We start from the raw sequence: 11318 nt of genomic DNA on the forward strand, positions 1-11318 counted from the left end.
CTAACTCCCGATAATGAGTCGTTCGCGCAAGCCCGACTGGCTGAAGATGCGGCCACCGTCGGGCGAGCGGTTCACCGATATCAAGCAGACGCTCCGGGATCGGAACCTCAACACGGTCTGTGAGGAGGCCAACTGCCCCAACCTCGGGGAGTGCTGGAGCGGGCGTGACGGACCGGGGACGGCGACGTTCATGCTGATGGGCGATCGCTGTTCCCGGGGCTGTAACTTCTGTGACGTGGAGACTGGCGGGATGGAACCGCTGGACCCCGACGAGCCACAGCAGGTGGCCGACGCCGTCGCGGAGATCGGGCTTGACTACGTGGTGCTGACCAGCGTCGACCGCGACGACCTGCCCGACCAGGGCGCAGGCCACTTCGCCGAGACGATCCGGGCCATCAAAGAGCGTGACCCGTCAATCCTCGTCGAGTGCCTCATCCCCGATTTTCAGGGAGAAACGGACCTCGTACAGAAGATTATCGACGCCGACCCGGACGTCATCGCACACAATATCGAGACGGTCGACCGCCTCCAGTGGCCAGTCAGGGACCGCCGGGCCGGATACGAGCAGTCCCTCTCGGTGCTTCGGCAGATCGACCGGGAGAGCGACTGCTACAGCAAGACCAGCCTGATGCTGGGCGTCGGCGAGTACGCGCATGAGGTGTACCAGACGCTGTCGGACCTCCGGCAGGCCGGCGTCGACGTGGTCACCTTCGGCCAGTACCTCCAGCCCTCCCGCTCACATCTGGAAGTCTCGGAGTACGTTCATCCGGACACCTTCGACACCTGGCAGCGGGTGGCCGAGGAAGAGTTCGACTTCCTGTACTGTGCCTCGGGACCGATGGTCCGGTCGTCCTACCGCGCCGGCGAACTGTTCGTCGAGAGCATCCTGCGCGAGGGGCGAAGTGCCGACGAGGCCCGGGCAGAAGTCCGTGCCGGCAACTGATACACCGGAGTTATCAGTGATAAATCGGGCAGAATTAAAACCGCCGTAGCGTCGCTGTAACAGCGATACTATCAGTAATACCTACGCCGGAGATATTTTTCAGCACCGCGAAAGCTCTAAAGGTAGTGCGAGTGAACAGTCGTCGTATGCCACTTCGAGGGAGGCGGTTTCTATGAGTGTCCTCCAGCGCGACCCCACGGACAGGGTACAGATTCTCGATGAAGACGGGACAGTGGTCGACGGCGCAACGATACCTAACCTCTCGGACGACGAACTGGTGGAGATGTACCGATATCTCAAACTCGGCCGGCACTTCGACCAGCGGGCAGTGAGTTTGCAGCGACAGGGGCGGATGGGGACGTACCCCCCGATGTCGGGGCAGGAGGCCTCACAGGTCGGTAGCGCCTTCGCCTTGCGAGACGGCGACTGGGCCTTCCCAAGCTACCGGGAACACCTCGCGATGTACGTCAAGGGATGGCCCCTGTCGGACGACCTGTTGTACTGGATGGGGTCCGAAGCGGGTAATTCGCCGCCGGAGGACGTCCAGGCGTTTTCGTTTGCGGTCCCGATTGCGACACAGATTCCACACGCGACCGGGGCCGCGTGGGCATCGAAACTCAGGGGCGATGACACCGCTGTCCTCGTGTACTTCGGTGACGGTGCGACCTCCGAGGGCGACTTTCACGAAGGGCTGAACTTCGCGGGCGTGTTCGACGTGCCAGCGGTATTTTTCTGCAACAACAACCAGTGGGCTATTTCGGTCCCGCGGGAGCGCCAGACGGCCAGCGAGACGCTCGCCCAGAAGGCTAACGCCTACGGCTTCGACGGCGTGCAGGTCGACGGGATGGACCCGCTGGCGGTGTATCAGGTAACCCGCGAGGCCATCGACAAGGCACACGACCCGCCCGAGGGCGGACTCCGGCCAACGATGATCGAGGCGGTGCAGTACCGCTTTGGCGCACACACGACTGCTGACGACCCATCAGTGTACCGTGATGACAACGAGGTCGAGCGCTGGAAGCAAAAAGACCCCATCCCGCGGATGGAGGCGTTCCTCCGGGACCGGGGCCTGCTCGACGACGAGCGGGTCGACGCCATCGACGAATCGATTCAGGACGAGGTGGCCACGGCCATCGACGAGGCCGAGGCAACCGAGCGGCCGAAACCGGAGGAGATGTTCGCGGACGTGTACGCGGAGATGCCACAGCGACTCAAACAGCAACTAAACTACCTCGAAGACCTGCGCGAGCGACACGGCGACGAGGTGCTACTGGAATGAGCACACAGGACGCAGACACACAGAGTTTGACGCTCGTACAGGCCGTCCGTGACGGCCTCTACGGCGAGATGGAGCGGAACGAAGACGTGGTTGTGATGGGTGAAGACGTCGGGAAGAACGGCGGTGTCTTCCGGGCGACACAGGGGCTCCACGAGGAGTTCGGTGACGACCGAGTCATCGACACGCCGCTTGCGGAGGCTGGCATCGTCGGGACGGCTATCGGCATGGCCGCCTACGGGCTCCGGCCGGTGCCGGAGATGCAGTTCTCCGGGTTCATGTACCCCGCATTCGACCAGATTGTCAGTCACGCCGCCCGCCTCCGCACGCGAAGCCGCGGCCGGTACAACTGCCCGCTTACCGTTCGCGCGCCCTACGGCGGTGGGATCCGCGCGCCGGAACACCACTCCGAATCGAAGGAGGCGTTCTACGTCCACGAAGCGGGGCTGAAGGTTGTCATCCCGTCGACGCCGAAGGAGACCAAGGGGCTGCTGACGGCGGCGATCCGGGACCCGGACCCCGTTATTTTCCTCGAACCGAAGCTCATCTACCGGTCGTTCCGCGAGGCGGTCCCCGACGATTCCTACACTATCGAACTCGGCGAGGCGAAGACCCGCCGCGAGGGAAGTGACGTGTCCGTGTTCACCTGGGGTGCAATGACCCGGCCAACACTCGAAGCCGCTGAAGAACTGGCCGAGGAGGGAATCGATGCCGAAGTGATCGACCTGCGAACGCTGTCGCCGATGGACACCGACGCCATCGTCGAGTCGTTCAAGAAGACCGGTCGAGCGGCCGTCGTTCACGAAGCGCCCAAGACCGGCGGGCTGGCCGGTGAAATCATCGCCACAATTCAGGAGGAAGTCCTGCTGTATCAGGAGGCTCCAGTTACCCGTGTAACGGGCTTCGACGTGCCCTACCCGCTGTACGCGTTAGAGGACTACTACCTCCCCGAACCCGCCCGCATCAAAGACGGTATCAGAGAGGCAGTGGAGTTCTGACGCATGTTCGAGTTCAATCTCCCGGATCTCGGTGAAGGGGTTGCAGAGGGTGAGGTGCTGACCTGGCACGTTTCGCCGGGCGACGCCGTCACCGAGGATCAGGTCCTCGCGGAGGTGGAAACCGACAAGGCCGCCGTCGACGTCCCGTCGCCGGTCAACGGCATCGTACGGGAACTACATGCCGAAGTCGGTGAGATGGTACAGACCGGCGAGGTGCTCGTCACCATCGAGGAAGAGGGCGACGCCGAAGCGGCTGATAGTACAGACGAAGCCGAACCATCGGAAGCCGACACAGCGCAGGCCGATAGCGATGCGGGCGAAGCCACAGCGGCCGACGCATCGGAACAGTCAGATGCAAACACAAGCACGGCCGACGGCCGCGTGTTCGCCTCGCCGAGCGTACGACGGCTCGCCCGTGAGAAGGGGGTCGATATCGCGGCCGTCGACGGGAGCGGACCGGGCGGCCGTGTCACCGAAGGAGATGTCGAGGCGGCCACAGCGTCGGCCGGCGAGACGGCTGACAGTGACGACGGCCCGACGTCGGTCGTTTCGAAGGTGTCCGACGACGGTGACGGCCCGACCACAGGGGTTTCACAGGGCGACGACGCAAGCGACACAGACGACGAGGGTGCTGTCAAGTCAGCCGTCAGAAGGGTCTCCGACGACGGACAGGAAGCCGCCAGTCGCGACCAGACGCTGGCGACGCCGGCAACCAGAAAGGTCGCCCGCGAGCTTGACGTGAACATCAACGCCGTCCCGACCGACCAGACGCGGGACGGCGAACCCTACGTCGATGAGTCGGCCGTGCGGACGTACGCGGAGGCCCAGCAGGCCGCGCAGGCAGCCGATGCCGAAGCCGTCAGCGCCGAAGGCGACGCGGCGGGAACGGCAGCCGAGGCGGGCAGTGCTGGGGCCGAAACGACAGCCGTCGAGACAGGCGACGGCGAGCGCCGCGAACCGTACCGTGGCGTCCGCCGGTCTATCGGCGAACAGATGGCGCGCTCCCGCCGAGAGGTGCCCCACGCGACCCACCATGACCAGGTAGTCGTGTCCGGCCTCGTCGAGGCCCGTGAGCGGCTCGCGCCACTCGCCAAGGAGCGAGATATCACGCTGACGTACACACCGTTTGTGGTGAAATGCGTCGCCGCGGCGCTGGACCAGCACCCGGTACTCAACACGGCACTGGACACCGAAAACGAGGAGATCGTCTACAGGGACGTCCACAACATCGGCGTGGCGGCAGCGACCGACCACGGCCTTGTCGTGCCGGTCGTCAACGACGTAGACAGGAAGGGTTTGGTCGAACTCGCCGACGAGATCAACGACCTCGTCGGGCGAGCCAGAGAGCGGGACATCGAACGGTCGGAGATGCAGGGCGGGACGTTCACCGTCACGAACTTCGGGGCCATCGGCGGCGAGTACGCCAGCCCGATCATCAACGTCCCCGAGACGGCGATTCTCGGGATCGGGGCGCTGAAAGAGCGGCCGGTGGCCGAAGACGGCGAAGTCGTCGCAAAACCCACGCTCCCGCTCTCGCTGGCGATTGACCACCGCGTCATCGACGGGGCCGACGCGGCGCGCTTCGTCAACACACTCAAGGAGTATCTATCGGACCCGACACGACTCCTGCTGGAGTAACTGTTCGGGTTCACAACCGAAAACCAGACAAGTAACTGGAACGACAGGGTTCGTGATGCCCTCCACGAGAGACACATGGGTTTGGTCCGGGTTGGCCACGCTGTTTGTGCTAGTTCCGAGCTGTGCCGTCCTCTCCCGGGTCGGGATGGAACTGTTCATTTCGTCGGGATCGACCGGAGAGGGGAGTGTCGGAACGTACCTCGGCGCGTTTGCTCTGACCGTCCTCGCCGGTTGGGCGGGTGTGCTGTTCAGCCTGCTTCTCACGGTCGGCCTCTTTCTCGACAGTCGACAACTCCAGCGGACCGACAGGGACTGGTCCCCGACACCGCTGTATGCGCTCGCCGGCATCGCCCACGCCGTGGGGACAACACTGTTCGCGGCGTTTGCGGTGTCAGTGCCAGTCATCGGGTACTACCTGTACCGCCGGCGCGAGAGAGACACGACAGCGATCTGAAGGGCGATAGCTTTTCACGGACCCGGACGAGGCACCGCTATGGTCGTCGGAGATGTCACTACGGGAACGGAACTGCTTGTTATCGGCGGCGGTCCGGGCGGCTACGTCGCCGCGATCCGGGGCGCGCAACTGGGGCTGGACACGACGCTCGTCGAGCGGGACGCCTACGGCGGGACCTGCCTGAATCACGGCTGTATCCCCTCGAAAGCGCTCATCTCGGCCTCGGACGTGGCCCACGACGCCCGGCAGGCCGAGTCGATGGGCGTGTTCGCGGACCCGGCCGTCGACATGGCTGGGATGACAGAGTGGAAAGACGGCGTCGTCACACGGCTGACACGGGGTGTCGAATCGCTGTGTAAGAACGCCGGCGTCAATCTGGTGGAGGGCACTGCCGAGTTCGTCGACGACGGGACGGTCCGGGTCGCCCACGGCGGCGAAGGGCAGGGCTCGGAATCGCTGTCGTTCGAACACGCCATCGTCGCCACGGGGAGCCGCCCGATGACGGTCCCGGACTTCGAGTTCGACGGCGAGCATATCCTCTCGTCGAAGGATGCGCTCGCACTCGAATCAGTCCCCGAGAAGCTGCTCGTCGTCGGTGCGGGCTACATCGGCATGGAGCTCTCGACGGTGTTCGCGAAACTGGGTGCGGAGGTCACGGTCGTCGAGATGCTCGATGACGTGTTGCCCGGCTACGAGGACGACATCTCGGCGGTCGTCCGCGACCGCGCCGAGGAGCTGGGGATCGATTTCAACTTCGGCGAGGCGGCAGACGACTGGAGCGAGACGGACGAGGGCATTCGCGTCCAGACCGTCGACGAAGACGACGCGGTCACCGAGTACAACGCCGAGAAATGTCTTGTCGCGGTCGGCCGCGAGCCAGTCACGGAGACACTCGCACTGGAGAACATCGACCTCCAGACGGACGAGAACGGCGTCATTCCGACCGACGACCAGTGCCGAACGGCGTTCGAGTCGGTGTTCGCAGTCGGCGACGTGGCCGGCGAGCCGATGCTCGCCCACAAGGCGATGGCTGAGGGCGAGGTCGCTGCGAGAGCCGCCGCCGGCGAACCGGCCGCATTCGATCATCAGGCGATTCCCGCCGCGGTGTTCACCGACCCCGAGATCGGCACCGTCGGTATGACTGCGGCGGAGGCCGAGGCGGCGGGCTTCGAGCCGGTCATCGGACAGATGCCGATACGGGCTAACGGCCGTGCACTCACCGTCAACGAAAAGGAAGGTTTCGTCCGCGTCGTTGCCGATGCCGACGAGGAGTTCCTGCTCGGGGCACAGATCGTCGGTCCCGAAGCGTCGGAGCTTATCGCCGAACTCGGGCTAGGTATCGAGATGGGCGCACGGCTTGAAGACATCGCCGGGACGATCCACACACACCCGACGCTTTCCGAAGCGGTCCACGAAGCGGCCGCGGCGGCACGCGGCGAAGCAGTTCACACGCGCTGAGAACGTACTGGGCTGGCTCACAAAGGCCCAGTTAAACACAACTTCGTGAGGGTTTACTGTCAGAGAGTCGGAATCTTGCGCCGTGCAAAAGGGTTATATTGAGGATTGAGTAAACTGTCGGTGAATAGGTACCGGTAAGAGATGTCTACTGACTCACAACCCGACGACACCATCGCCCAGGCGATCATTTCGGGGTCGACGTACGAGCGACTCCGCTACGAACGCCACTCGTATCTCAGACAGACCGTCCCACGAACCCTCGCACTGCAGAGTGCCTTGCTCGGTGCGCTAGCACTGTTGTTGCCGATTTACGGTTTGTATCCGGACAGCACCGCGACGTTTCTCCCGGCAGTTGACCCCGCCATCGCCTCGCCGAAAGTGCTGTTGCTCGGACTGTTCGGGGGGTTCTTGCAGTTGTTCGGTGCGACGTTGCTCGTCGGGTCAGTCCTCTACCGAGTCCGGCTTGCCCCGCTGACTGAGCGACAGGCACACGCGGCGCTCAACGCCGAGGACTTCGCCCGCTACGTCGGCCTCGGAACCGGCGGTCTGGCAACCGTGCTCTCGCTTTGCCTGTTCGCTGTAGGCCTGGGCGGCGGTGACGCAGTGTCCGCATACATCGCGTTCACGGGTCGAAACCCGTTCGTCGACTCCGGGTTCGGTCTGTCGGTTGCGGCCGTCTCGCTGTTCGCCTTCGTCGCCAGCGTGACAGTTTTTTACGCCTCACGATACCTCCTCGTTCACCTCGCGCTGTTCCACCGTAGCAACGAGTGAGCGGTCACCAGTAGCGATGATCGGTACCGGGATTTCGCGTCCAAGAAACGTCGAGGACGCCGTCAATTAGTCGCGACGTCGTTGATACCGGACTGTATCAAGAACCACGAAATGGGACCGAAGACGACGAACAGTAGGAACAGGACTACACCACTCTGGTCGGTGACGGCTTCGGCCGCGTTTGAGATCTGCCAGATCCCGATGATGTTTACGAGAGGAATGACCGCCAAGATGGGGGTCAGGTTCTGGTCTGTCCCTGCATCGAGTTGCTTGGCAGTCTTGTACAGCCAGTACAGGCCGTAGAGCGTTCCAGTCACGACAAACAGGACGACCTGCAGGCCGAGTGATCCGTCTTCGAACGCGGTTGCGTCAGTCACTTGCGGTGATGCTGACATACAGTCGCTATTCGCTCACGCTTGCTGAAAAAAGTACACCCGGCTGTGCTCGGTGCTCGAACAGAACGTGGGCGTGAGCCCCATCGGCCTCACTGACGAGGAACCGGCGTGGTTGTCCCGAACGAGGGCCGACACCACTGGACAGCGGCAGACGAATACCGCGACCGCCCCGGCACAGCGCTTGCCGATGACCACGGTTCTTTTGGTTCCCACCGCTGTACGCCGGGTATGACCACTGTTACCCTGGGTCCCGAAGGGACCTACTCCCACCGCGCCGCACAGGCAGTCACCGACGACGCAATCTCCTTCTCCGAGTCGGTGACCGCTATCGTCGAGGCCGTCGCTGACGGCGAGGCCGAACGTGGCGTCGTCCCCGTCGAAAACAGCATCGAAGGCTCCGTCACGGAATCGCTCGACGCCTTCGCGGAATACGACGTTGCCGTCGTCGAAGAGATCATCACGCCGATCCGCCACGCTCTGCTCGCACAGAACGAGTCGTTCTCGCTGGTCGCCAGCCACGCCCAAGCGCTGGCTCAGTGTCGCGGCTGGCTCGACGAGCACTACCCTGGCGTCAATGTCGAGGCCGTCGCGTCGACGGCCCGCGGCGTCGAGCGTGCCCGCGGCGACGCGGACATCGCCGCCATCGGCCACCCTGAGAACGCGACCAACGGGACCGAGCTAAAAGTGCTTGCCGAGGACATTCAGGACCGGTCCTCGAACGCCACCCGCTTCGTCGTCGTGGCTCCGACGAGCGAGCGCAGCGAGGCCGGCGGCAAGAGTTCCTTCATCGTCTACCCCGACGTTGACTACCCCGGTCTGTTGCTCGAACTGCTGGAACCGTTCGCCGACCGCGACATCAACCTCACCCGCGTCGAGTCCCGGCCCAGCGGCGAGCGGCTTGGCGACTACGTCTTCCACATCGATATCTCGGCCGGGCTCTACGAGCAGCGAACGCAGGACGCGCTGGCCGACATCGAGGATATCGCCGAGAAGGGGTGGGTCCGCCGACTGGGATCGTACGACTCGCGGACCGTCGTCAACTGAGTCGTCGGGCACCGCCGGTCTCGCTTCAAGTGTTAAGTCCCGGGCCCGTGTACCCCCGTGTATGTCTGACCGCGATCCGTTCAGCGAGATCGAGCGCGCGTTCGATATGCTGGGAGAGCAGTTCGGCGTCGACATGGGCGCTGTCCCAGTCGATATCGTCGACGAGGGCGACGCCTTCGTCGTCCACGCGGACCTGCCCGGCTACGACAGCGCGGACATCGACGTCCAACTCGTCGAGGACCGGAAGCTCACCATCAGCGCCGCGTCGAGTCAAGAGCGGGAAGCCACCGACGGCCAGTACGTCCAGCGCGAGCGCCGCCAGCAGTCGCTGAGCCGGTCGGTCCGCCTTCCCGAAGCCGTCGACGAAGCCGAGACCACCGCGAGCTACGACAACGGCGTCCTCACGGTTCGGCTGGCGAAGGTCGTCCACAGCGAGGACGACGACGGCACGGACATCCCGGTAAACTGACGATGGTGCTCGAACCCGGCACGGACGTGCCGACGATCAGAGCGACGAACCAGCGCGGGGACGCGGTCCAGCCCGCCTTCGAGCAGCCGACGGTGCTGTATTTCTATCCGGCTGACGACACCCCAGGCTGTACGACAGAGGCGGAACAGTTCGAGGAGTACGCACAGCAGTTTGCGGACGCCGGCGTCTCGGTGTACGGCGTCTCGACGGACGGCGTGGCGAGCCACCGCGACTTCGCCGAGGCGAACGGTATCAGCTTCGACCTGCTGGCCGACCCCGAGGGGCGGCTGTCCGAAGCGTTCGACGTGCCGCTCGTCGACGGGCGGAGCCAGCGGACGACGTACGTCATCGCACGGGAACGCGTCGTCGCCGTCTACGAACGGGTCGCCCCCGATGGCCACGCGACGAACGTCTTCGAAGACCTCGTCGACACTGGGATCATCGCGGCCGAGTAGTCCGGGACGGCCGCCTACGGGGACCCGAGCAGCGTCGCACCGCCGAACAGGAGCGCGACGAGCAACGCGGCCAACAGCGCACCGAACTCATCGTCGACCGGCGGGACGCCCCCGTCATCGTCCGACGAGTCCGTCGCCGTCGCGTCCGAAGACATGCCAGCCGAGTTCGCGGTCTCGGAGTCAGAATCCGTCGGGGCTGTCGGCGATGCCGTCTCCGATGCGGTCGCCGTCTCGGTGTCAGTCGACGCGGAGGTCGTCTCCCCGTCCGTATCGCCACCGCCGGCGCTCGAATCGGTCCCGGTTGCAGTCGGCGTCGGCGTTGCTGTCTCGGTCGCTGAGGCAGTTTCGGTGGGCGTCGGCGTTGCTGTCTCGGTCGCTGTGGCAGTTTCGGTAGACGTTGCCGTCGCAGTCGGTGTCGGCGTTGCCGTCTCGGTTGCCGTAGCAGTTTCAGTGGACGTTGGCGTTGCCGTCTCGGTTGCAGTCGGCGTCGACCCGGCGTCAGGGTCGTAGGTCACCGTCAGCGTGTCCGAACCGATGACGTTGTCGTCAGTGTTGCGGTAAGGCCCGTCGACTTCGCCGCCGGAGGCCGCGTAGTCGAAGTCACGGTCGGCGTTGCTGTCGGTGTAGGACTGCGCGACGAGGTCCCGTGTCGAGTCCAGCGGCGCGTTGAGCGGCACCTCGACATCTTGGTGCGTCCCTGGACCGAGGTACGCCGACGCCCCTCTGATTTCACCGGGCGACGCGCCGGACGCGTTCTGGATGGCGACGAAGCCGCCTTCGGAGAGCGTCACCTCGTCGATGACGACCGTCTCGCCGGCGCTGGTCTGGTCGGCAGCGGTGACCGTGGCGTCGTGCTGTTCGTAGGTGGCGCTGCCGGTACGGCTGACGGCCGCCCCCTGCGTGTTGACAGCCAGTTCGACGTCGGCGGTCCCGGCGTTCTGTGGGTTCTGGACCGGTCGGATGACGGCGACGACCTGGTCGCCCTGCCGCAGTTCGCGGTCGCCGGCCAGGATAATCTGGACCGCCGCGCCGTCAGCACCGCCGCTAACTTCGCTGATTTCGGCGGCGCGAACGTCGACCTGCGAGCCGGGGTCGTCGTTGCCGCGGTCGATACCGACCCGCTCGATGGTACTGGCCCCGACGTTCGACACGTCGGCGGCCGGCGCATCGACGCTGTAATCGATGCGGATGTCCTCGAACGCGGTGCCGGCGACAGCGCTGTCACCGACGGCGAACGTCACCGCGTGGATCGACTCCGCCTCGTTCGGGCCGGACGGGGTCGGGTCGACCGTCGCGGCCTGTTGTTGTGCGGCGACGCCGCTGAGCGCCACCGTAGTGGTAAGTAAGACGAGTAAAACGATACCAATTCGGCGAGTACTGAGCACGTCCACGGCCAGTGGGTCGAGCCTAATGGGTC

The 11318-nt window shown here is 64.7% G+C and carries 12 protein-coding genes; 10 read left to right on the plus strand and 2 right to left on the minus strand.

What is annotated here, in order from left to right:
* Window positions 1-13: 13 nt before the first annotated feature.
* The 7 genes from lipA to C444_RS00110 all read left to right on the plus strand — a co-directional run bounded on the left by lipA (window position 14) and on the right by C444_RS00110 (window position 7538).
* Entirely contained in the window at window positions 14-943 is a 930-nt protein-coding gene (lipA, locus tag C444_RS00080; RefSeq protein WP_049908975.1) for a lipoyl synthase, read from the plus strand.
* Window positions 944-1115: 172 nt separating this feature from the next.
* Window positions 1116-2222, plus strand: a complete 1107-nt coding sequence (pdhA, locus tag C444_RS00085) for a pyruvate dehydrogenase (acetyl-transferring) E1 component subunit alpha (RefSeq protein ID WP_004589999.1) — start codon at window positions 1116-1118, stop codon at window positions 2220-2222.
* The gene (locus C444_RS00090) at window positions 2219-3217 is read left to right on the plus strand and encodes an alpha-ketoacid dehydrogenase subunit beta (RefSeq protein WP_004590000.1); all 999 of its coding nucleotides are present in this window, start codon (window positions 2219-2221) and stop codon (window positions 3215-3217) included. The genes pdhA and C444_RS00090 overlap by 4 nt, the downstream gene beginning before the upstream one ends.
* 3 nt (window positions 3218-3220) lie before the next feature.
* The gene (locus tag C444_RS00095) at window positions 3221-4855 is read left to right on the plus strand and encodes a dihydrolipoamide acetyltransferase family protein (protein ID WP_004590001.1); all 1635 of its coding nucleotides are present in this window, start codon (window positions 3221-3223) and stop codon (window positions 4853-4855) included.
* Window positions 4856-5000: 145 nt separating this feature from the next.
* Window positions 5001-5309: a hypothetical protein gene (locus tag C444_RS00100; RefSeq protein ID WP_004590002.1), complete on the plus strand. Its 309-nt coding sequence runs from the start codon at window positions 5001-5003 to the stop codon at window positions 5307-5309.
* A gap of 39 nt (window positions 5310-5348) precedes the next feature.
* On the plus strand, window positions 5349-6767 hold the full coding sequence (gene lpdA, locus C444_RS00105) for a dihydrolipoyl dehydrogenase (protein WP_004590003.1): 1419 nt from the start codon (window positions 5349-5351) through the stop codon (window positions 6765-6767).
* A 141-nt stretch (window positions 6768-6908) separates the two neighbouring features.
* Window positions 6909-7538 (plus strand): hypothetical protein, encoded by a 630-nt coding sequence (locus C444_RS00110; protein WP_004590004.1) that lies wholly within the window; start codon window positions 6909-6911, stop codon window positions 7536-7538.
* A gap of 62 nt (window positions 7539-7600) precedes the next feature.
* Here the strand turns inward: C444_RS00110 and C444_RS00115 are convergent, their stop codons facing one another.
* Window positions 7601-7933 (minus strand): DUF4234 domain-containing protein, encoded by a 333-nt coding sequence (locus C444_RS00115; protein ID WP_023843073.1) that lies wholly within the window; start codon window positions 7931-7933, stop codon window positions 7601-7603.
* A 228-nt stretch (window positions 7934-8161) separates the two neighbouring features.
* Here C444_RS00115 and pheA point away from each other — a divergent pair, with 228 nt between their 5' ends.
* The 3 genes from pheA to C444_RS00130 all read left to right on the plus strand — a co-directional run bounded on the left by pheA (window position 8162) and on the right by C444_RS00130 (window position 9901).
* Window positions 8162-8977 (plus strand): prephenate dehydratase, encoded by an 816-nt coding sequence (gene pheA, locus C444_RS00120; RefSeq protein ID WP_004590006.1) that lies wholly within the window; start codon window positions 8162-8164, stop codon window positions 8975-8977.
* Window positions 8978-9038: 61 nt separating this feature from the next.
* On the plus strand, window positions 9039-9446 hold the full coding sequence (locus C444_RS00125) for an Hsp20/alpha crystallin family protein (protein ID WP_004590007.1): 408 nt from the start codon (window positions 9039-9041) through the stop codon (window positions 9444-9446).
* Window positions 9447-9448: 2 nt separating this feature from the next.
* Window positions 9449-9901: a peroxiredoxin gene (locus C444_RS00130; RefSeq protein WP_004590008.1), complete on the plus strand. Its 453-nt coding sequence runs from the start codon at window positions 9449-9451 to the stop codon at window positions 9899-9901.
* A gap of 14 nt (window positions 9902-9915) precedes the next feature.
* On the opposite strand, the gene C444_RS22500 is transcribed toward C444_RS00130, so the two are convergent.
* Window positions 9916-11232 carry a DUF7282 domain-containing protein gene (locus tag C444_RS22500; protein ID WP_004590009.1) on the minus strand — a complete coding sequence of 439 codons (1317 nt, stop codon included), beginning with the start codon at window positions 11230-11232 and terminating at the stop codon, window positions 9916-9918.
* Between the last annotated feature and the right edge of the window lie 86 nt (window positions 11233-11318).

It is taken from the genome of Haloarcula japonica DSM 6131 (genome assembly GCF_000336635.1).
Lineage (GTDB): Archaea > Halobacteriota > Halobacteria > Halobacteriales > Haloarculaceae > Haloarcula > Haloarcula japonica.

Bases quoted from the DNA above. Each gene is read 5' to 3' on its own strand.
- lipA (WP_049908975.1), top strand. From the start codon at position 14: ATGAGTCGTTCGCGCAAGCCCGACTGGCTGAAGATGCGGCCACCGTCG.
- pdhA (WP_004589999.1), top strand. From the start codon at position 1,116: ATGAGTGTCCTCCAGCGCGACCCCACGGACAGGGTACAGATTCTCGAT.
- C444_RS00090 (WP_004590000.1), top strand. From the start codon at position 2,219: ATGAGCACACAGGACGCAGACACACAGAGTTTGACGCTCGTACAGGCC.
- C444_RS00095 (WP_004590001.1), top strand. From the start codon at position 3,221: ATGTTCGAGTTCAATCTCCCGGATCTCGGTGAAGGGGTTGCAGAGGGT.
- C444_RS00100 (WP_004590002.1), top strand. From the start codon at position 5,001: ATGGAACTGTTCATTTCGTCGGGATCGACCGGAGAGGGGAGTGTCGGA.
- lpdA (WP_004590003.1), top strand. From the start codon at position 5,349: ATGGTCGTCGGAGATGTCACTACGGGAACGGAACTGCTTGTTATCGGC.
- C444_RS00110 (WP_004590004.1), top strand. From the start codon at position 6,909: ATGTCTACTGACTCACAACCCGACGACACCATCGCCCAGGCGATCATT.
- C444_RS00115 (WP_023843073.1), bottom strand. From the start codon at position 7,933: ATGTCAGCATCACCGCAAGTGACTGACGCAACCGCGTTCGAAGACGGA.
- pheA (WP_004590006.1), top strand. From the start codon at position 8,162: ATGACCACTGTTACCCTGGGTCCCGAAGGGACCTACTCCCACCGCGCC.
- C444_RS00125 (WP_004590007.1), top strand. From the start codon at position 9,039: ATGTCTGACCGCGATCCGTTCAGCGAGATCGAGCGCGCGTTCGATATG.
- C444_RS00130 (WP_004590008.1), top strand. From the start codon at position 9,449: ATGGTGCTCGAACCCGGCACGGACGTGCCGACGATCAGAGCGACGAAC.